The sequence below is a fragment of the Streptomyces sp. NPDC002742 genome, assembly GCF_042888885.1.
In the GTDB taxonomy this organism is placed as follows: Bacteria; Actinomycetota; Actinomycetes; order Streptomycetales; family Streptomycetaceae; genus Streptomyces.
On record NZ_JBIAQF010000011.1, the window covers coordinates 140,367 to 160,522 of the forward strand.

Below are 20,156 nucleotides of genomic sequence, written 5' to 3' on the forward strand. Positions count from 1 at the left end.
CAGCCATGCCGATCGCTCTTACACTCCACTCTCATGCTGCGCGTGCTCGCCGTCGACGACGAACAACCGTCCCTCGAAGAACTCCTGTATCTGCTGAACGCCGATCCCCGGGTCGGCAGCGCCGAGGGCGCGAGCGACGCGACCGAGGCGCTGCGCAGGATCAACCGGGCCCTGGAGTCCGGACCCGGTGGACCCGAGGCGATCGACGTCGTCTTCCTCGACATCCACATGCCCGGCCTGGACGGGCTCGACCTGGCCCGGCTGCTCGGCGGGTTCGCGCAGCCGCCGCTCGTCGTGTTCGTGACCGCCCACGAGGGTTTCGCCGTGCAGGCCTTCGACCTCAAGGCCGTCGACTACGTCCTGAAGCCCGTACGCCGCGAACGGCTCGCCGAGGCGGTCCGCCGAGCCGTCCAACTCCGGGACACCGCACCCCTGATACCCGTCCACGAGCCCGACCCCGACCACATGTCCGTCGAACTCGGCGGAGTGACCCGCTTCGTGGCCGTCGAGGACATCACCCACGTCGAGGCCCACGGCGACTATGCCCGGCTGCACACCGCGCAGGGCAGCCATCTGGTGCGCATCCCGCTGTCCACCCTGGAAGAGCGATGGCGCTCCCGCGGCTTCGTCCGCATCCACCGGCGCCACCTCGTCGCGCTGCGCCATATCGGCGAACTCCGCCTGGACGCGGGTACGGTGAGCGTCCTCGTCGACTCCGTCGAACTCCAGGTGAGCCGACGTCACGCCCGCCAACTGCGCGATCTGCTGCTGCGCCGGACCACGAGCTGAGGAGCACCGCGTGCCGCAGGACCCCACCGAACGCCGTGTGGTCGTCACCGGAACGCCCCGGCGCACCCTCCCCCACGCTCGGCTTCGCTCGCGCGGGCGGTACCCCCAGACCTCCGGTTACTACCGGCCGAGAACCGAGATCGACGAACAGACCACACTCGGCCACACCTACGTACGCTCCCTGATGCGCAGTCAACTCCGCGTCGCACTGGTGGTGTTCGCCGTGCTGGTCCTGCTCGTGGGCCCGCTGCCGCTGGTCTTCGCCGCGACGCCGGACGGCGCCACCCTGGAATGGGCCGTCCTCGGCTTCTGTCTGTACCCGCCGCTCGTGCTGCTCGCCCGCTGGTACGTACGGCGGGCGGAGCGCAACGAGGAGGACTTCGTGCGCCTGGTCGAGGACCGCTGAACCGTGAACGAGAACTACTCCGTTCCCGCCGTGGCCCTCGTCGTCGTCGCGACCGTCCTGGTCGGCGCGTTCGGGCTGCGCATATCCCGGACCACCTCCGACTTCTACGTCGCCTCACGCACCGTCGGACCCCGGCTCAACGCGGCCGCGATCAGCGGCGAGTACCTCTCCGCCGCCTCCTTCCTCGGCATCGCGGGGCTGGTGCTCGTCCAGGGGCCCGACATGCTCTGGTACCCGGTCGGATACACCGCCGGCTATCTCGTCCTGCTCCTCTTCGTCGCGGCGCCGCTGCGCCGCTCCGGCGCCTACACGCTGCCGGACTTCGCGGAGGCGCGGCTCGGCTCCCAGGCCGTCAGACGGCTCGCCGGGGCGTTCGTCGTGGGCGTCGGCTGGCTCTATCTGCTGCCCCAACTGCAAGGTGCGGGGCTGACATTGGCGGTGCTGACCGACGCCCCCGACTGGTTCGGCGGGGTGCTCGTCGCCGTCGTGGTGGTGGCCACGGTCGCCGCGGGCGGCATGCGCAGCATCACCTTCGTACAGGCCTTCCAGTACTGGCTCAAGCTCACGGCCCTTCTCGTCCCGGCCGTCTTCCTGGCCCTCGCCTGGCAGTCCCACGGAGCCCCCCACGACGCCTTCGACGAACCGCCGGCCTTCCGCGAACGGCGCCTCGTCCAGGTCGACTCCACGCTCGACCTGAAGCTGTCCCGGGCCCTCACCGTCACCGCGACGGGCAGCGTCGACGGCCGCCGGTACGAGGACGAGCGCCTCCGGCTCCCGCGAGGCGCCCACCATATCGAGAGCGGCACCAAGCTGACCTTCGGCCGGGGCGACCCGGTCCCGGCGGCCGACCGCGGCAGCAGCAGCGCCATGTCGACCTCCCTGGCCGCCGGGCGCGAGGAACGTCCGCTGTACGCCACCTACGGACTGATCCTCGCCACCTTCCTCGGCACGATGGGCCTGCCCCACGTCGTCGTCCGCTTCTACACCAGCCCGCACGGAGTCGCCGCCCGCCGCACCACCGTCGCCGTCCTCGGCCTGATCGGCGCCTTCTACCTCCTCCCGCCCGTCTACGGAGCGCTGGGCCGGATGTACGCCCCCGAACTCAGCCTCACCGGCGACGCGGACGCGGCCGTACTCCTGCTGCCCGACCGGATGATCGGCGGAGCCGGCGCGGACCTCCTCGGAGCGCTCGTCGCGGGCGGCGCGTTCGCCGCGTTCCTGTCTACGGCGTCCGGACTGACCATGGCCGTCGCGGGTGTGCTCACCCAGGACGTGCTGCCCTCCCGCGGCGTACGGCACTTCCGGCTCGGCACCGTCCTGGCGATGGCCGTGCCGCTCGCCGCGAGCGTGCTGGTGGGCGGGCTGCCCGTCGCCGACGCGGTGGGGCTCGCGTTCGCCGTGTCCGCGTCCTCCTTCTGCCCGCTGCTGGTGCTCGGCATCTGGTGGCGGCGGCTCACCCCGCCGGGGGCGGCGGCCGGGATGCTCGGCGGCGGTGGCGCGGCACTCGTCGCCGTCGGCGCGACCATGGCCGGCTATCCGGGGACGACGGGGTCCCTGCACGCTCTGCTCGCCTGGCCGGCGCTCTGGTCGGTGCCGCTGGGCTTCGTGACCATGGTGCTCGTGTCCCTGGCCACCGCCGCCCGGGTGCCCGCCGGGACGGCGGCGATCCTGGCCCGCTTCCACCTCCCGGAGGAACTCACGGACGGCCAGGTCCGCGCGGCGGTCGGCGGGACATCGGGCGCGGCAGCGGGCGCGAAGGAGTCCGGACGGTGAGGATCCCGGCCGACGGGGCGCGAGGCGAGGGGTCTTGGCCGCAGGCGCGGCGGGGCCGGCGGCCGCCGGCCCCGCCCCACAGGTACGGTCTTGCGGGTGGCGCGACGGCCCGGGCGCGCGGTGAGGGCGCCTTGGCAGGGCTGCTGGTGGTTCGGTGGTCGCCGGGGCCGTCGTACAGGAGCGGTCTCGCGGGTGGAGCGATGGTGGGGGACGAGGTGGGGGTCCTGGCAGGGCTGTTGGTGGTTCGGTGGTCGCCGGGGCCGTCGTACAGGAGCGGTCTCGCGGGTGGAGCGATGGTGGGGGACGAGGCGGGGGCCCTGGCGGGGCTGCCGGTGGTTCGGTGGTCGCCGGGGTGGGCACGCGGGTGCGGCCCCGTACGCGGGGTGATGTGCGGGTGAGCGGGTTCGTCGCCGGGCTGTGCGTGGCCGTGCTTCCGCTGCTGGCCGCCGGGTTCTGGCTCGGCAGGCGTACCGCGCGGCCCGAGAACCTCGGAGGGCTGGGCACCCCGGTCGAGCACGCCACCTTCCAGACCCTGCACACCGCCTCGCTGGCCGCGCCCCCACTGCGAGCCGGACTCACCGAGGAGACGGCCCGCCGGTCCGCCCGGCGGCTGCGCACCCTGCTCGGCACGGACGCGCTGTGCCTCACCGACCAGGAGACGGTCCTCGCCTGGGACGGCGTCGGGGACCACCACCGCACCGAGATCATGGAACGCCTCGGCGGTCCGCTGGAGACCGGCCGCGGCGAGGCCTTCCGGCTGGCCTGCGACGAGCCCGACTGCCCCCTGCGCTGGGCCGTCGTCGCACCGCTCACCGTGGACGAGCGGGTGCACGGAGCGCTCGTCGCCTGCGCACCGCGCGAGTCCGCGGTCCTCGTACGCGCCGCCGGCGAGGTCGCGCGCTGGGTCTCCGTCCAACTGGAGCTGGCCGACCTCGACCAGTCCCGAACACGGCTGATCGAGGCCGAGATCAAGGCACTCCGTGCCCAGATATCCCCGCATTTCATCTTCAACTCGCTCGCCGTGATCGCCTCGTTCGTGCGCACCGACCCGGAGCGTGCCCGTGAACTCCTGCTGGAGTTCGCCGACTTCACCCGCTACTCGTTCCGCAGGCACGGCGACTTCACCACCCTCGCCGACGAACTCCACGCCATCGACCACTACCTGGCGCTCGTCCGGGCCCGCTTCGGCGAGCGGCTGTCCGTCACCCTCCAGATCGCGCCCGAGGTGCTGCCGGTCGCGCTGCCCTTCCTGTGCCTCCAGCCCCTGGTGGAGAACGCCGTCAAGCACGGACTCGAGGGCAAGACCGACAAGAGCCACATCAGCATCACGGCGCAGGACGCCGGCGCCGAGGCGCTCGTCGTCATCGAGGACAACGGCATCGGAATGGACCCCGACCGGCTGCGCCGCATCCTGTCCGGAGAGGTCAGCCCCTCCGGCGGTATCGGGCTCTCCAACGTCGACGAACGGCTGCGCCAGGTGTACGGCGACGATCACGGCCTCGTCATAGAGACCGCGGCGGGAGCGGGAATGAAGATCACCGCCCGGCTCCCCAAATACCAGCCGGGTGTGCACTCGGCGGCACGGCGCCCCCGGCAGTGACCGGACGGCCGCCGGGCCGGGACCGGTGGAGAGGCGTGGCCGGAGCCATGGGCGGCGCCCCGAAGCGTGTGCGTCCGCGGTCCGTGCCGTGAAGTGTGCGCGTCCGTGGCGGCGCCCCGAAGCGTGTGCGTCCGGGGGCGGTGCCGTGAAGTGTGCGCGTCCGTGGCGGCGGGCCGAGGCAGGTCAGGTGCTGCGGGAGACCACCATCCCCGCGGTGATCAGACCGAGCACGACCCAGCCGAACCACAGCCAGCCGTTACTGCCCAGCGCCACCGTGTAGGCCGTCACCATGACGAGCCCTCCCACGGTGAGCACCCCCATCGTCTTCGTCGAACCGGGCATCGCAGCACCCTCCTCCAGGCGGGTCCGCGACGCGGGCCGTGGCCTTTGGGGCCATTTTCACCCGGAGGGGGGCGGTTCGCCAGGGCCGCGCGGTCGCCGTCGCCGCTGAACGAAGATGCCGCTCGCGCAAGCGCGAACGGCATCGGTCGATTCAGCGGCCCCGTGCGTTGAGTGAGGCCAGATAGGCGTTGTACGCCTCTAGCTCCTTGTCCCCGTCCCGGTCCGCTGCCCGGTCCTGGCGCTTGGCCTGCCGCTGCTCGGAGCCGTACCACTGGAAGAGCAGCGCGAGCAGGACGAGCACGGAGGGGATCTCGCTGAACGCCCAGGCGATACCCCCCGCGGCGGTCTGGTCGGCGAGCGCGTCGATGCCGAGGGAGGCCGGCGGATTCTTGTACGACTCGACCATCGGCTGCGAGGCCATCATCAGCGCGATGCCGAAGAACGCGTGGAACGGCATGCCCGCGAACAGTTCCAGCATCCGCATCAGATAACCCGGGCGGTGCGGGCCCGGGTCCACGCCCATGATCGGCCAGAAGAAGACCAGGCCGACGGCGAGGAAGTGGCACATCATGACGACGTGGCCCGTGCTGGAGCCCATCAGGAAGTCGAAGACGGGGGAGAAGTACAGGGCGTACAGGCTCGCGATGAACAGCGGGATGGTGAACGCCGGGTGGGTGATGATCCGCATGTAGCGGCTGTGCAGGAACATCAGCAGCAGTTCACGCGGCCCCTTGCTGCCCCGCTTCGCGGCCACCGGCAGCGCGCGCAGCGCCAGTGTGATCGGCGCCCCGAGCAGGATCAGGATCGGCGACAGCATGCTGATCACCATGTGCTGGACCATGTGCACGCTGAACATGGCCATGCCGTAGTCGTTCAGCCGGGTGCAGGTGATGAGCAGCACGGTCAGCACCCCGACGAAGAAGGAGGCCGTACGGCCCCACGACCACGCGTCGCCGCGCCGGGCGAGCCGCACGGCTCCCCAGCCGTACAGGCCGAGCCCGAGGAGGCACGCGACGAGGAAGAACGGGTCCGCGGACCACTCGAGCCCTCGCGCCAGCGTGAACGGCGGCAGATCCGTGGTCATGCCGTGCCCGCTGTGATCCATCCGCCGGCTCCTGTTTCTGGGGTACCTCCGAGGCCCTTTTAAGGCACTGGGGGAGGTTGTGCGCTGTCTGTCCGCACCAGAGTAGAACCGCCCCCGGCCGCGGCTGCGACCGGGGGCGGTTCCGACCGCGTACGGCTCAGAGCACGCACTCCGCCTCGGCGTACCGCTCGTCCGGAACCGTCTTCAGGGTCTCCACCGCCTCCGCGAGCGGCACCATCACGATGTCGGTCCCGCGCAGCGCGGTCATCTTCCCGAACTCGCCGCGGTGCACCGCCTCCACGGCGTGCCACCCGAACCGGGTCGCGAGCACACGGTCGTACGCCGTCGGCGTGCCGCCGCGCTGCACGTGCCCGAGGATGACCGGCCGGGCCTCCTTGCCGAGCCGCTCCTCCAGCTCGATGGAGAGCTGCCGGGCGATGCCCGCGAAGCGCTCGTGGCCGTAGACGTCCTTGCCGCCCTCGTCGTACCGCATCGAGCCCTCGCGGGGCTTCGCGCCCTCGGCGGCGACGACGATGGCGAACCGCTTGCCCGCCTCGAACCGTTCGCCGACCCGCGCGGCCAGCTCCTCGATGTCGAAGGGCCGCTCCGGTACGACGATGGCGTGGGCGCCGGCGGCCATGCCGGAGTGCAGGGCGATCCAGCCGGTGTGGCGGCCCATGACCTCCACGATCAGCACGCGCTGGTGGGACTCGGCGGTGGTCTTCAGCCGGTCGAGGGCCTCGGTCGCGACACCGACGGCCGTGTCGAAGCCGAAGGTGACGTCCGTGACCGCGATGTCGTTGTCGATGGTCTTCGGCACGCCGACGATGGGCAGGCCGCCGTCCGACAGCAGGCGGGCCGCCTTCAGCGTGCCCTCGCCGCCGATCGGGATGATCGCGTCGAGCCCGAGGTCCGCCACGTGGCCCTTGGCCCGCTCCACACCGTCACGCAGATGCGCGGGCTGGACCCGGGAGGAGCCGAGCATGGTGCCGCCGCGAGCCAGGATCCCGCTCACCGCGTCGAGGTCGAGCTTGAGGTAGTCGCACTCCAGGAGACCCTTCCAGCCGTCCCGGAAGCCGATGACCTCGTCGCCGTGGTCGACGACGGCACGGTGTACGACCGACCGGATGACGGCGTTCAGGCCGGGGCAGTCGCCGCCGGACGTGAGGACACCAATGCGCATAGCCCGAAATACCTTCTCAACGTGGTCCGGGGACCGGACCACGTTGTCCGGCAAGGATCGACGCCACCCTACCGGCGGGAGGGGGCCCGGCCGCACTGTGCGTCCGCCTGCTGGACGCACCCGCTCACCTGTGCGGATGCGGTTTCAGACGGGCCCCGGAGGGGCTGGACGGACCGTCCGGCGAAGCGGAAAGGGCTCCTCCCGGAAACGCGAAGAGGAACCGTTCCTCCTTGAGAAACGGTTCCTCCGGCCCGCCGGGCGGGCCGGCCCTACGCGGGCTGCTGGGCGGACGCGATGCGCTCGGAGCGCAGCGCCTCGTACCAGCGGTCGTCGGTCGGCGGCAGCGCGTTGACGTCGAGGGCCAGCTTCAGCAGCAGGTCCGCGATCTGCGGATTGCGGGCGAGGACGGGACCGTGCATGTACGTACCGAACACGGTGTCGTTGTACGCGCCCTCCGTACCGTCGCCCGTGCCGTTGCCCTTACCGAGCCGCACGTTCGCGAACGCTCGGGCGGTGGGCCCGAGGTGGGTGACGCCCTGGTGGTTCTCGAAACCGGTCAGCGGGGGCAGACCGAGCCGCGGGTCGATGTCCCCGAGGACGTCACCGACGCACCGCTCGCCCTCGCCGCGCACCGAGACCACGTCGAGCAGGCCGAGGCCCGGCTCGCGCTGGCCGAGGTCGTTGATGAACTCGTGCCCGAGGATCTGGTAGCCGGCGCAGACGGAGAACACGATCGCGCCGTTGCCGACCGCGCGCTCCAGACCGCCGTCGCGGCGCAGCCGCTCCGCGGCGAGCCGCTGCGGCCGGTCCTCGCCGCCCCCGATGAGGTAGATGTCACCGGAGGTCGGGACCGGCTGGTCGCTGCGCACGTCGACACGGGCCACGTCGAGGCCGCGCTGACGCGCCCGGCGCTCCACGACCAGGGCGTTGCCCTGGTCGCCGTAGGTGCTCAGCAGGTCTGGATAGATCCACACCAGACGCAGGCTGTTGTCACTCATTCTCTTCGTCCTCCGTGGCTCAGTTGCCGACACGACGCCTCAAGTCCTGGAAAGCGGTGTAGTTCGCGATGACCTCGATACGCCCGGGCGGTGCCATCTGCACGGCCTGGTCGAGGGTGTCGCAGACCTGGAACTGCTGGTTGGCCACTTCGAGGCGCACGGCGAGGTCCAGCTTGCGGTCGCCGAGAACGAAGATCGGGTGTCCGGTCAGGCGGGTGTAGTCGACGTCCCACAGCCAGGAGGTGTCCGTGCCGTCGGCGCCGCGCGCGTTCACCGACAGGATGACCGGGGTCGGCGGCGGGTCGATCAGGGAGAAGGTCTCCAGCCAGCCCGCGGGGTTCTTGGCGAGCAGCAGACGCAGGTCGCGCTGCATGAACTGCACCACGTCGTAGCGTCCGGCCACCGCCTGCACCTGGTACATGCGCTCCAGGGCCACCTGCGGCGGCACGCCGAACACGGCGGCCACGGCGGCCGACGAGGCGGCGTTCGCCTTGTTGGCGCGGCCCGGCAGCTGGAGGTGGATCGGCCAGGCGGAACCGTGCGGGTCGAGGACGTGGTCCCCGGACAGGGCCCAGGTGGGGCTCGGACGGCGGAAGCCGCAGTCGCCGCAGAACCAGTCGTCGCCGGGGCGCTGCATCACACCGCCGCAGGACGGGCAGGACCAGGCGTCTTCCTTCCACATCTGGCCGGCCGCCACCCACATGACGTTCGGCGAGGAGGAGGCCGCCCAGACCACCAGCGGGTCGTCCGCGTTGGCGACCACGACGGCCTTGGAACCGGCCAGGCCCTCACGCCAGTGCTCGGCCATCATCCGCGTCTCGGCGGCCCGGTCGAGCTGGTCGCGCGAGAGGTTCAGCAGCGCGATGCACTTCGGGTCGGTGTCACGTGCCACACCGGCGAGGTACTTCTCGTCGACCTCGATGACCGCGAACTTGGCCTCCGACCCCCCGGCCAGCGCCGAGGTGATGCCCGCGGGCATGTTGGCGCCGAGCGCGTTGGACACGACCGGGCCCGCGGCGCCCAGGGCCTCCGCGATCAGCCGGGTCGTGGTGGTCTTGCCGTTGGTCGCCGACACCAGGATCACGTCCAGGTGTGTGGCGAGCCTCGCCAGCAGGTCGGGGTCGAGCTTGAGTGCCACCCGGCCGCCGATCACCGATCCACTGCCGCGTCCGGCGGCCCGCGAGACGGCTGCCGCCGCCTTGCCCGCCGTCACGGCCAGCTTGGCCCGCGGCGACAGCGGGTCCGAGTTGCCTGACATCGTTTCTCGATCCTCCTTGCGTACGCGCCGCGCCCCTGCCCCCGGCACCGTTGGGGGCTCAGCCTATCGAGATCCGCTCACGGGCCCGAATCGCGGCACCTCCTCGGTGCCGGCGCGACATGCGCGCGCCTACCAGGACCGTACCCTTGCCGCCATGCGACACGGTTCCATCCCGGGCACCCACGGGCGCGTCCGGCCCCTCACCCTGCTCGGCGACCCCGTCCTGCGCACGGCCTGCGAGGACGTCACCGACTTCGGCCCTCAACTCGCCGGACTCGTCGAGGACATGTTCGCGACCATGTACGCGGCGGAGGGCGTCGGGCTCGCCGCGAACCAGGTCGGCGTCGGCCTCAGGGTCTTCGTATACGACTGCCCGGACGACGACGATGTCCGTCATGTCGGACATGTGGTGAACCCCCGTCTTGTCGAGGCGGACGGTGTGGTCCTGCGCGGACCGGAAGGCTGTCTCTCGCTGCCCGGTCTGGAGGCCGGCACCGAGCGGTACGACCACGCGGTCGTCGAGGGGTGCACGGTCACCGGCGAGCCGGTCACCGTGCACGGCACCGGCTGGTTCGCACGGTGCCTCCAGCACGAGTGCGACCACCTCGACGGCGGCGTGTACGCGGACCGGCTCACCGGGTGGCGCCGACGGCGGCTTCTTCGTCAGGTGACGCGGGCTTCCTGGAGCGGCTGAGGGCGGTCGTGCGCCGCCGGCCGCGTCGGCCGGCCCCTGACGGGGTGTCCGCGTGAGCCGGGGTCAGAAACCCGGTCCGCCGACGCGGTCGCCCGCCGCGGCGAGGCGGCCCCACAGCAGGTCGGCCAGGCTGCGTACCAACTCGGCGCGCGTGCACGGCCGTTCGCCGAGCCACCAGTCCCCGGCGGCGTGCATCATGCCGACGATGCCGTGGCCCCACACCCGTGCCAGCTGCTGGCTGCCCGGCCCGAGATCCACCCGCTCCTCGATGACCTCGGCGAGTTCCTCGCCCATGCGGCGCAGCACCGGCGCGGAGTACTTGCCCACGTCGAAGCCGGGGTCGCCCGGCTGGCCACCCTCGGCCGGATGCATCAGGAAGCGGTAGACCTGCGGGCGCGCCTCGATGGCGGCCAAGTACGTATCGAGCGTCGCCTCGACGCGCTCACGCCGTTCGGCCGGGGCGTCCAGCGCCGCCCGCAGTGCTTCGAGGAGCGCGTCCGTGTGCCGCTTGGCGAGTGCGGCGTACAGGCCGCCCTTGTCGCCGAAGTGGCGGTACAGAATGGGCTTCGTGATGCCGGCCTCGGCGGCGATGGCGTTCATGGAGGCCCCGGGGCCGTCGCGGAGCACCACTCTGTCGGCGGCTTCCAGCAGTTCGCGCCGGCGGCGGTCGGCGGACCTCTGCTGATCGGTCCGCTGTGTGGTGTCCATGTGCTCTCCCCACCCGTGGTGATTCGGTGACGCCTGCGCAAACTAACACTGATCGCCGTATGGGTATCGAACGGGCTGCCGAGCGGAGCTCGGGAGTTGACTTTCTCTACTAGCCGGTAACAGACTCCAGTTACCGCAAGTAACAGTTTAGTGCAGCGCTGGAGGGAATATGGCCGAGTTCACCATGGAGCTCAACGACGAACAGACGGAGGTCCGGGACTGGCTGCACGGCTTCGCCGCCGATGTCATCCGTCCCGCGGCCGCCGAATGGGACGAGCGCGAAGAGACTCCCTGGCCGGTCATCCAGGAAGCCGCGAAGGTCGGCATCTACTCCCTCGACTTCTACGCCCAGCAGTACTTCGATCCCACGGGCCTCGGCATACCGATGGCCATGGAGGAGCTGTTCTGGGGCGACGCGGGTATCGCCCTGTCCATTGTCGGCACCGGCCTCGCCGCCGTGGGCGTCCTCGCCAACGGCACCGAGGAGCAGATCGGCGTCTGGATCCCCCAGATGTACGGCGATGCCAACGATGTCAAGGTCGCCGCCTTCTGCTCCTCCGAGCCCGACGCCGGCTCCGACGTCGCCTCGATGCGCACCCGTGCCGTCTACGACGAGGCCAAGGACGAGTGGGTCCTGAACGGCACGAAGACCTGGGCGACCAACGGCGGCATCGCCAACGTCCACGTCGTCGTCGCGGTCGTCGACCCGGACCTCGGCTCCAAGGGCCACGCCTCCTTCATCGTGCCTCCGGCCACGCCCGGACTGTCCCAGGGCCAGAAGTTCAAGAAGCACGGCATCCGCGCCTCGCACACCGCCGAGGTCGTCCTGGACAACGTCCGGATCCCCGGCTCCTGCCTGCTCGGCGGCAAGGAGAAGCTCGACGAGCGCCTCGCCCGTGCCCGCGAGCGCGCGAGGACGGGTGGCGAGCGGATGAAGAACGCCGCGATGGCCACCTTCGAAGCGTCCCGTCCGGCCGTCGGAGCCATGGCGGTGGGTACCGCGCGGGCCGCGTACGAGGTCGCCCTCGACTACGCGAAGACGCGTGAGCAGTTCGGCCGCCCGATCATCGACAACCAGGGTGTCGCCTTCCAGCTCGCCGACATGCGCACCGCGATCGACGCGGCGCGGCTGCTGGTGTGGCGGGCGTCCTGGATGGCGGTCAACGGCAAGCAGTTCACCTCCGCGGAGGGATCGATGTCGAAGCTGTTCGCCAGCGAGACGGCCAAGAAGGTCACCGGCCAGGCGATCCAGATCCTCGGCGGCAACGGCTACACGCGTGAGTACCCGGTGGAGCGGATGCACCGCGACGCGGCCATCTACACGATCTTCGAGGGCACCAGCGAGATCCAGCGGCTGGTGATCGCCCGGACCCTTTCAGGGATGCCGATCCGCTGAGGCCGGCGCGCGGGACGGGGGCCGGCACGGCCCCCGTCGCGTTCCCCGCGTCCCTGACGGGGCGCCGCGCGGCACCGGTGGTGCGCGCGTCGCGGGAGAGCACACACGAGGCCCGGCGGCGAGCGCGTCCGCCTCGCCCCGGGGCGCGACCCTCATCCGCCGGACCTGCGACATCGCGTCGGACCGCTCGGAACCGGGATGCCGGGGCCGGGCATGGCACCCTGGTCGAAGGGGCTCGGAGTCTGCCGGACCGAAGGAGCGCGCGATGACGCCGACAGCGAGGGAAGTGCTGGAGGACATCACCGGAAAACTCGCCCCGGACCCCCATGCCAACCGGCTGCTGCCCCTGATCGCCCGGGGCGCCGCCCAGCGCACCACGCTCGCGGCCCTCGCCTTCGAACAGCGCCATGTGATCGCCGCGGACCACCGCGCGTTCCTTCATCTGGCCGAACGCTCGGCGGCCGGTTCGCAGACGTCGGCCGCCGACCCGGCGAGCGCCGCCTTCTTCGAGCTGCTGGCGCAGGGCGAGGCGCTGGCCGGGGACCGGCTCACCGCGTTCGCCGCCGCGGTGGGGGCCGACGAGGCACAGGCGGCGGAGTACGAACCGCTCGCCGACTGCCAGGCCTACCCGGCCTACGTCGCCTGGCTCGCCCTGAACGGGGAGCCGACCGACGTGGTCCTCGCCCTCGGCGCCAACTTCGCCGCGTGGGGCGGCTACTGCGAGACGATCGCCGAGGCCCTGCGCCGGCACTACGGCTTCGACGACGAGGCCTGCGGCTTCTTCGACCTCTTCGCCGCGCCCGCGCCCGAGCTGGAGAACAGGGCCCTGGCCGCCGTGCGGGCGGGGCTCGACGCCGGACGGATCTCGCGGGAGGACGTCCACCGCCACGGACGGCTGCTCCAGGCCTACGAATCGAAGTTCTGGCACGCCCTGTGGGAGCTGGACCAGCGGGTCGTCTGAGGCCGGCACCCGCGGGCGGTCCGGGGCCGGCCCGGCGCCAGGCGTCCGCTCAGCGGCCCGTAGGACGCCCGGCAGGCGTCCGTCGCCCGGCGCGGCGCCGCCGCTCAGCGACCGCTCGTCCCGCTGCTGTGCGCGATGCAGGCGACGTCGATCCGGTCGGCCAGCTTGGCCAGCTCGATCGTGAGCGCGGCCACCGTGTCCTCGTCGAGGCCGTCCTGGCCGGCCTCCACCAGATGCAGCCATCGGCCGCCCACCGTACGCAGCAGCTTGCTGACGTCGGCGGCGGCCACCTGCAACGTGCCGCGGTCGTCGACGATCAGAGGGAGGGTCACTTCGCGGTTCACACAGGGGATCGTAACTGCGGAACGCTCACGCTCCGTGCCATACGGTGGTGATGTTGCAGAACTCGCGGATTCCGTGTCCCGACAGTTCACGTCCGTAGCCCGACCGCTTCTCCCCGCCGAAGGGGAACGCCGGGTGCGAGGCCGTCATCCCGTTGACGAACACCCCGCCCGCGTCCAGATCGCGGACGAACCGCTCCACCTCGGCCTCGTCACGCGTCCACACGTTCGAGCTCAGCCCGAACGGGGTGTCGTTCGCGAGGGCGACCGCCTCGTCCAGGCCGGCGGCCCGGTAGAGCGTGGCGACGGGACCGAAGGTCTCCTCCTGGTGGATGCGCATGGCGGGGGTGATGTCGGTGAGCACGGTCGGCGCGTAGTACCAGCCGCTCCCGAAGCCGTCGGGGCGTTCGCCGCCGCACAGCACCGTCGCGCCGTTCTCCACGGCGTCGTCGACCAGTTCCTCCAGGTCGGCGCGGCCCTGCTCGGTGGAGAGCGGCCCGATCTCGGTGTCCTCGTCGAGCGGGTCGCCGACCTTGAGGGCCCGCATGCCCGCCGCGAACCGCTCCGCGAAGGCGTCGAACACGTCGGTGTGCACGATGAACCGCTTGGCGGCGATGCACGACTGCCCGTTGTTCTGCGCACGGGCCGTCACGGCGATCGTCGCGGCGCGTTCGACGTCGGCGGACGGCATCACGACGTACGGGTCGCTGCCGCCCAGCTCCAGCACCGTCTTCTTCACCTCGTCCCCGGCGACCGAGGCGACCGCCCGCCCGGCCGGTTCACTGCCGGTGAGGGTGGCCGCCTTGACGCGCGGGTCACGCAGGATGCCCTCGACCGCCCCCGAGCCGATCAGCAGCGTCTGGAAGCAGCCCTCGGGGAAGCCCGCCCGGCGGAACAGGTCCTCCAGGTACAGGGCGGTCTGCGGCACGTTCGAGGCGTGCTTGAGCAGGCCCACGTTGCCCGCCATCAGCGCGGGCGCCGCGAACCGGACCACCTGCCAGAGCGGGAAGTTCCACGGCATCACGGCGAGCACGGGACCGAGCGGCCGGTAGCGCGCGAGGACCCGGGAGGCCCCGGAGTCCGCGGCGTCGGAGGGGGCGGCCAGTTCGTCGGCGAGCAGATCCTCGGCGTGGTCGGCGTACCAGCGCATCGCCTTGGCGCACTTGGCGGCCTCCGCGCGGGCCTGCTTGACCGGCTTGCCCATCTCGGTGGTCATCACCCGGCCGATGTCCTCCAGGTCCTCGTCCAGGAGATCGGCGGCGCGATGCAGGAGCCGCGCCCGCTCGGCGAACGAGCTGGTGCGATACGTCCGGAACGTGGCCTCGGCGGCAGCGAGCCTGCGCTCGATCTCCTCGGCGCCGAGGGCGTCGTACGTCTTGAGCGTCTCGCCGTTCGCCGGGTTCACCGTCGCGATGGGCATGGCCGACCTCCTGAAAGCGGGCTGTTCCCCGACCCTCCCGCGCTGGGCGGCTCGGCGCAACGCGGAGGGCTCCCGGGGTGAGCCGGCGCTGCTGGCCGAACGCCGGCTCTCAGCCCGAGTGCTCCGCCAGCCGGTCGAGAAACATCGTCTGCGCCTTCACGAGCAGCGTCCGGGCCCGCTCCGGGGACATCCACTCCACCCGGTCCAGCTCGGGGAACTCCTGCAGCTGTCCCGACTTCGGCGGCCACTCCATCGTGAACGTGCCGGGGACCATGGCCGCCGGGTCGAGATCCGCCTCGATCGCCCAGGCCGTGACGACCTTGCCGTTCGTCTGGGTCACCTCACCGAGCGCGACCGCGTCGCCGTCGGGCGGGGGCAGCCCGAGCTCCTCCCGGAACTCCCGGCGTGCGGCGTCCCAGGCCGTCTCGTCGGGCTCGTACTCGCCCTTGGGAAGGGTCCAGGCCCCGGCGTCCCGCCGCGCGAAGAAGGGGCCGCCCATATGGCCGACCAATACCTCCACGCCGTTGTCGGTGTGCCGGAACAACAGCAGTCCCGCGCTCCGCCTTCCGTGCTGTTCTCCGCTCATCGCGTCACCTCCGGGTGGGCGGCCAACAGGGTGCCGACCGTGTCGGCCCCGGCCGGTGTCTTGTCCTCGCGGTAGCGCACGACCCGGGCGAGCAGCATGCAGCCATGGTGCAACGCGGACGCCGGGTTCACACCCGTACGGAGGCCCCGGGGGTGGCTCAGCTCCTCCCGCTATCGGGGCTCAGCCCCCGCCCCGTGCCACGGCCGCGTCGAGGGGCTCGTCGGCGTCGACAGGGCGCCCTGATGTCGCCGGATTGACAAATGGCTTTGCCGATTCTGCAATGAGGGGATGAGTGACGGAACGATGGACGGGATGAGGCGCGCGGCCCCCGCGGGGGTGAGCGACGGAGCCGGGCACCGGGCGGCCGGCGACGCGGCGACTGACGAGGTCCTCGCCGAGGTGGGGCCCCGGCTGCGGCGCATCAGGAAGGAGCGCGGCGCGACGCTGGCCGGACTGTCCGAGGTGACCGGCATCTCGGTGAGCACGCTCTCGCGACTGGAGTCGGGGCTGCGCAAGCCCAGTCTGGAGCTGCTGCTGCCCATCGCGCGGGCCCATCAGGTCCCGCTGGACGAACTGGTCGGCGCCCCGCCGGTCGGCGACCCCCGGGTGCGCGCCGAGCCGATCGTGCGGGGCGGCCGGACGTACTGGCCGCTGACCCGCCAGCCCGGCGGACTCCAGGCCTACAAGATGGCCGAACCGCGGCGGACCCTGGAACCCGACCCGCGGACGCACGAGGGCTACGAGTGGCTGTACGTGCTGTCCGGGCGGCTGCGGCTGGTGCTCGGCGAGCATGACGTGGTGCTGGGGGCGGGGGAGGCGGCGGAGTTCGACACCCGGGTTCCGCACTGGTTCGGGTCGACGGGGGAGGGGCCCGTGGAGTTCCTGAGCCTGTTCGGTCCGCAGGGGGAGCGGATGCACGTACGGGCGCGGCCCAAGGTGCGGGGCAAGGAGCTGTGAGAGCGGGCGGCGGGGCGGCCCGCGCCGGGCGTGGCGAAGACGCTCGCGCCGGGCGTGGCGAAGGAACTTGCGCCGGGCGTGGCGAAGACGACGGAAGCCGACTGTTCCCAGGTTGGCAAGCGACCGCTTAGTATGCGATCGACCCCGGTCAGCCGACACAGTCCCCTGGAGGCCCCGCATGCAGGCATGGCAAGTGCACCAGAACGGCGAGCCCGCAGAGGCGATGCGCCTCCAGGAGGTGGATCGGCCGACGCCCGGTGACGGCCAGGTCCTGCTCAAGGTGCGCGCCGCGAACATCAACTTCCCGGACGCGCTGATGTGCCGCGGCCAGTACCAGGTCAGGCCGCCGCTGCCGTTCACCCCCGGCGTGGAGATCTGCGGCGAGACCGAGGACGGACGCCGGGTGATCGCCACCCCGGCGCTGCCGCACGGAGGATTCGCCGAGTACGCGGTCGCGGACGCCGCCGCCCTGCTCCCGGCACCCGAGGCCCTCGACGACGCCGAGGCCGCGGCCCTGCACATCGGCTACCAGACCGGCTGGTTCGGCCTGCACCGCCGGGCCCGCCTGGAAGCCGGAGAGACCCTGCTCGTGCACGCGGCCGCCGGAGGGGTCGGCAGCGCCGCCGTGCAGCTCGGCAAGGCGGCGGGCGCGACCGTCATCGGCGTCGTGGGCGGCGCCGACAAGGCCGCCGTGGCGCGCGAACTGGGCTGCGACGTCGTCATCGACCGGCGCGCCGAGGACGTCATAGGCGCCGTCAAGGAAGCGACAGGCGGACGCGGCGCGGACGTGATCTACGACCCCGTCGGCGGCGAGGCCTACACCCAGTCCACGAAGGTCGTCGCCTTCGAGGGCCGGATCGTGGTCGTCGGCTTCGCGAGCGGTTCGATCCCGAGCGCCGCGCTGAACCACGCCCTCGTCAAGAACTACGGGATCCTCGGCCTGCACTGGGGCCTGTACAACACCAAGAACCCGAAGCTGGTCCTGCACTGCCACGAGCAGCTCACCGAGCTCGCCGCACGGGGCGCGATCAAGCCGCTGGTGAGCGAGCGGGTCCCGCTGAGCGGGGCCGCCGCCGCCGTGCAGCGGGTCGCCGACGGAGTCACCACCGGGCGGATCGCCGTGGTGCCCACACTGGAGAACGGAGCCGCCGCATGACCGACGCAGCCGAACTGCGCCGCCGCACCCAGGAGTTGCTCGCAGCGCATCCTCCGCTGGAAACCGATCGCGTGGACTTCCTGAAGGCACGCTTCGACGCCGGACTCGCCTGGGTGCACTACCCCGAGGGCCTCGGCGGCCTCGGCGCCCCGCGCAGCCTCCAGGCCGTCGTGGACGCCGAGCTGGCGGCCGCGGGCGCGCCCGACAACGACCCGCGGCGCATCGGCATCGGCCTCGGCATGGCCGCCCCGACCATCCTCGGCTTCGGCACCGAGGAGCAGAAACGGCGCTTCCTGCGGCCCCTGTGGGTCGGCGAGGAGGTGTGGTGCCAGCTCTTCAGCGAGCCCGGCGCCGGTTCGGACCTCGCGGCGCTCGGCACCCGCGCCGTCCGCGCGGACGGGGAAGCGCCGGGGAGCGGCGGCGACTGGGTGATCAACGGGCAGAAGGTGTGGACCTCCAGCGCCCACCTCGCCCGCTGGGCCATCCTCATCGCCCGCACCGACCCGGACGTGCCCAAGCACCGCGGCATCACCTACTTCATCTGCGACATGAGCGACCCGGGTGTCGAGGTACGGCCGCTGCGCCAGATCACCGGCGAGGCCGAGTTCAACGAGGTCTTCCTCACCGACGTCCGCATCCCCGACGCGCACCGCCTCGGCGAGGTCGGCGACGGCTGGCGGGTCGCGCAGACCACGCTGATGAACGAACGCGTCTCCATCGGCGGCATGCGCATCCCGCGCGAGGGCGGCATGATCGGCCCGGTCTCCAGGACCTGGCGCGAGCGGCCCGAACTGCGCACCCACGACACCCACCAGCGGCTGCTGAAGCTGTGGGTCGAGGCCGAGGTCGCCCGGCTCTCCGGCGAACGGCTGCGCCAGCAGCTCGCCCTGGGCCAGCCCGGCCACGAGGGCGCCGGCATGAAACTCGGCTTCGCCCGCCTGAACCAGGAGATCAGCGGCCTTGAGGTCGAACTCCTCGGCGAGGAAGGCCTGTTGTACGAGGACTGGACGATGCGCCGGCCCGAGCTGGTCGACTTCACCGGCCGGGACGCCGGATACCGCTACCTGCGCTCCAAGGGCAACAGCATCGAGGGCGGGACCAGCGAGGTCCTGCTGAACATCGTCGCCGAACGCGTCCTGGGCCTGCCGTCCGAGCCGCGCACCGACAAGGACGTCGCATGGAAGGACCTCGCCCGATGAGCCAGGTGAGCACCGAGCCCGATCTGCTCTACACCGAGGAGGAGGAGGCGCTGCGCGCCGCCGTCCGCGACCTCCTCACCGACCGCTGCGCCGCGGCGGACGTCATCACCCGCACCGAGTCGGGCACTCCGCACGACCCCGAGCTGTGGAAGGCCCTCTCGGAGGGCATGGGCCTCGCCGGCCTGCTGGTGCCCGAGGAGCGGGGCGGCCAGGGTGCCACGCACCGCGAAGCCGCCGTGGTCCTGGAGGAGCTGGGTCGCGCGGTCGCGCCCGTGCCCTATCTGACGAGCGCCGTGGTCGCGACCGAGGCGCTGCTGGCCTGCGACGGACCGGCCGCGGCCGAACTGCTCGCCGCACTCGCCTCCGGCCGCACGGTGGGCGCCCTCGCCGTCCCGCTGAACGTCGGACCGGGCGCCGCCCACCAGGCAGTACGACTGGAGAACGGTTCCCTGCACGGGGAGTTGACGGGCATCGCGGACGCGGCCGCCGCCGACGTCCTGCTGGTCCCGGCCGAGGACGGCGGGCTGTACGCCGTCGGCGCGGCCGCTGTCACGATCGTCCCGCAGGTCTGTCTCGACCAGACCCGGCCGCTCGCCCGGATCACCTTCGACTCGGCGCCCGCAACGCTGCTCACCGGGGACGCCCCCGCGGCCGTGCGACGTGCGCTGCGGGCCGGTGCCGGACTGCTCGCCTCCGAGCAACTCGGTCTCGCCGAGTGGTCGTTGACGGAGACGGTCCGCTACCTCAAGGAGCGCAAGCAGTTCAACCGGCCGGTCGGCGGCTTCCAGGCGCTCAAGCACCGGCTGGCCCAGGTGTGGCTGGAGGTCGTGGGCACCCGCGCCGCCGCCCGGAACGCCGCCGACGCGCTGGCCACCGGCAGCGCGGACAGCGACCTGGCGGTCGCCGTCGCCCAGGCGTACGCGGCACCCGTCGCCGTACACGCGGCCGAGGAGGCGCTCCAGCTGCACGGCGGCATCGGCATGACGTGGGAGCACCCGGCGCACCTGTATCTGAAGCGCGCCAAGGCCGACTCGATCGCCTACGGCACGGCGGGCGCGCATCGGGCGGCGCTGGCCGAACTGGTCGATCTCCAGGCACCCTGACACCGCTCCGGGTGAAGCCCGCCCCACCTGGGGCGGGCTTTTCCCGTACGCCCACGAAACGCAGGGGAGGGAAGGCTGGAACGCCGGATCGCCCGGATCCGGTGAAGTGAACCCGTAGCGTCGGTCCGGCCAACTCCCTTCAGGGCAGGGTTTCTTGAGCCCCGCCCGCCGCATACTCCCTTGAGGTCCCGTACGGCCCCTC

At 72.0% G+C, this 20,156-nt stretch carries 20 protein-coding genes; 11 read left to right on the forward strand and 9 right to left on the reverse strand.

What is annotated here, in order from left to right:
• The first annotated feature begins 33 nt into the window (after positions 1-33).
• The 4 genes from ACFYW8_RS21320 (at position 34) to ACFYW8_RS21335 (ending at position 4,568) form a co-directional block, all read left to right on the forward strand.
• Complete coding sequence (locus ACFYW8_RS21320) at positions 34-789, forward strand: LytR/AlgR family response regulator transcription factor (RefSeq protein ID WP_389077779.1); 756 nt, start codon at positions 34-36, stop codon at positions 787-789.
• Between the two features lie 10 nt (positions 790-799).
• The gene (locus tag ACFYW8_RS21325; RefSeq protein WP_389077784.1) at positions 800-1,195 is read left to right on the forward strand and encodes a hypothetical protein; all 396 of its coding nucleotides are present in this window, start codon (positions 800-802) and stop codon (positions 1,193-1,195) included.
• 3 nt (positions 1,196-1,198) lie between these two features.
• Positions 1,199-2,968, forward strand: a complete 1,770-nt coding sequence (locus ACFYW8_RS21330) for a cation acetate symporter (protein ID WP_389077788.1) — start codon at positions 1,199-1,201, stop codon at positions 2,966-2,968.
• Positions 2,969-3,362: 394 nt separating this feature from the next.
• A complete protein-coding gene (locus ACFYW8_RS21335) occupies positions 3,363-4,568 on the forward strand; it encodes a sensor histidine kinase (protein WP_389077792.1) in 1,206 nt (401 codons plus the stop codon).
• 183 nt (positions 4,569-4,751) lie between these two features.
• Here the strand turns inward: ACFYW8_RS21335 and ACFYW8_RS21340 are convergent, their stop codons facing one another.
• The 5 genes from ACFYW8_RS21340 to ACFYW8_RS21360 all read right to left on the reverse strand — a co-directional run bounded on the left by ACFYW8_RS21340 (position 4,752) and on the right by ACFYW8_RS21360 (position 9,433).
• Complete coding sequence (locus ACFYW8_RS21340) at positions 4,752-4,910, reverse strand: hypothetical protein (protein WP_365870551.1); 159 nt, start codon at positions 4,908-4,910, stop codon at positions 4,752-4,754.
• Positions 4,911-5,061: 151 nt separating this feature from the next.
• Positions 5,062-6,015, reverse strand: a complete 954-nt coding sequence (locus ACFYW8_RS21345; RefSeq protein WP_389077798.1) for a cytochrome c oxidase assembly protein — start codon at positions 6,013-6,015, stop codon at positions 5,062-5,064.
• Positions 6,016-6,151: 136 nt separating this feature from the next.
• On the reverse strand, positions 6,152-7,177 hold the full coding sequence (locus ACFYW8_RS21350) for a 6-phosphofructokinase (protein WP_389077801.1): 1,026 nt from the start codon (positions 7,175-7,177) through the stop codon (positions 6,152-6,154).
• A 269-nt stretch (positions 7,178-7,446) separates the two neighbouring features.
• A complete protein-coding gene (locus ACFYW8_RS21355) occupies positions 7,447-8,175 on the reverse strand; it encodes a type 1 glutamine amidotransferase (RefSeq protein WP_261704254.1) in 729 nt (242 codons plus the stop codon).
• 19 nt (positions 8,176-8,194) lie between these two features.
• Complete coding sequence (locus tag ACFYW8_RS21360) at positions 8,195-9,433, reverse strand: MurT ligase domain-containing protein (protein WP_365870547.1); 1,239 nt, start codon at positions 9,431-9,433, stop codon at positions 8,195-8,197.
• 154 nt (positions 9,434-9,587) lie between these two features.
• Between ACFYW8_RS21360 and def the strand changes: the two genes are divergently transcribed.
• Positions 9,588-10,127 carry a peptide deformylase gene (def, locus tag ACFYW8_RS21365; protein ID WP_389077809.1) on the forward strand — a complete coding sequence of 180 codons (540 nt, stop codon included), beginning with the start codon at positions 9,588-9,590 and terminating at the stop codon, positions 10,125-10,127.
• 63 nt (positions 10,128-10,190) lie between these two features.
• Here def and ACFYW8_RS21370 read toward each other — a convergent pair whose 3' ends face one another.
• Entirely contained in the window at positions 10,191-10,835 is a 645-nt protein-coding gene (locus ACFYW8_RS21370) for a TetR family transcriptional regulator (protein WP_328556921.1), read from the reverse strand.
• A 169-nt stretch (positions 10,836-11,004) separates the two neighbouring features.
• Between ACFYW8_RS21370 and ACFYW8_RS21375 the strand changes: the two genes are divergently transcribed.
• Both ACFYW8_RS21375 and ACFYW8_RS21380 read left to right on the forward strand, forming a co-directional pair.
• A complete protein-coding gene (locus ACFYW8_RS21375; protein WP_365870545.1) occupies positions 11,005-12,231 on the forward strand; it encodes an acyl-CoA dehydrogenase family protein in 1,227 nt (408 codons plus the stop codon).
• A gap of 265 nt (positions 12,232-12,496) precedes the next feature.
• The gene (locus ACFYW8_RS21380) at positions 12,497-13,192 is read left to right on the forward strand and encodes a transcriptional regulator (protein ID WP_389077817.1); all 696 of its coding nucleotides are present in this window, start codon (positions 12,497-12,499) and stop codon (positions 13,190-13,192) included.
• A 104-nt stretch (positions 13,193-13,296) separates the two neighbouring features.
• On the opposite strand, the gene ACFYW8_RS21385 is transcribed toward ACFYW8_RS21380, so the two are convergent.
• The 3 genes from ACFYW8_RS21385 to ACFYW8_RS21395 form a co-directional block, all read right to left on the reverse strand.
• On the reverse strand, positions 13,297-13,536 hold the full coding sequence (locus ACFYW8_RS21385; RefSeq protein ID WP_261704260.1) for a DUF6213 family protein: 240 nt from the start codon (positions 13,534-13,536) through the stop codon (positions 13,297-13,299).
• 25 nt (positions 13,537-13,561) lie between these two features.
• Positions 13,562-14,953 carry an NADP-dependent succinic semialdehyde dehydrogenase gene (locus tag ACFYW8_RS21390; protein ID WP_365870543.1) on the reverse strand — a complete coding sequence of 464 codons (1,392 nt, stop codon included), beginning with the start codon at positions 14,951-14,953 and terminating at the stop codon, positions 13,562-13,564.
• 109 nt (positions 14,954-15,062) lie between these two features.
• Entirely contained in the window at positions 15,063-15,539 is a 477-nt protein-coding gene (locus ACFYW8_RS21395; protein ID WP_389077824.1) for an NUDIX domain-containing protein, read from the reverse strand.
• 312 nt (positions 15,540-15,851) lie between these two features.
• On the opposite strand from ACFYW8_RS21395, the gene ACFYW8_RS21400 reads away from it, so the two are divergent.
• The 4 genes from ACFYW8_RS21400 (at position 15,852) to ACFYW8_RS21415 (ending at position 19,954) form a co-directional block, all read left to right on the forward strand.
• Positions 15,852-16,496 (forward strand): helix-turn-helix domain-containing protein, encoded by a 645-nt coding sequence (locus ACFYW8_RS21400; protein ID WP_389078404.1) that lies wholly within the window; start codon positions 15,852-15,854, stop codon positions 16,494-16,496.
• A 178-nt stretch (positions 16,497-16,674) separates the two neighbouring features.
• Complete coding sequence (locus tag ACFYW8_RS21405) at positions 16,675-17,652, forward strand: NADPH:quinone oxidoreductase family protein (protein WP_389077827.1); 978 nt, start codon at positions 16,675-16,677, stop codon at positions 17,650-17,652.
• Entirely contained in the window at positions 17,649-18,851 is a 1,203-nt protein-coding gene (locus ACFYW8_RS21410; RefSeq protein WP_365870540.1) for an acyl-CoA dehydrogenase family protein, read from the forward strand. The genes ACFYW8_RS21405 and ACFYW8_RS21410 overlap by 4 nt, the downstream gene beginning before the upstream one ends.
• Entirely contained in the window at positions 18,848-19,954 is a 1,107-nt protein-coding gene (locus ACFYW8_RS21415; RefSeq protein WP_389077835.1) for an acyl-CoA dehydrogenase family protein, read from the forward strand. The genes ACFYW8_RS21410 and ACFYW8_RS21415 overlap by 4 nt, the downstream gene beginning before the upstream one ends.
• Positions 19,955-20,156 lie beyond the last annotated feature (202 nt).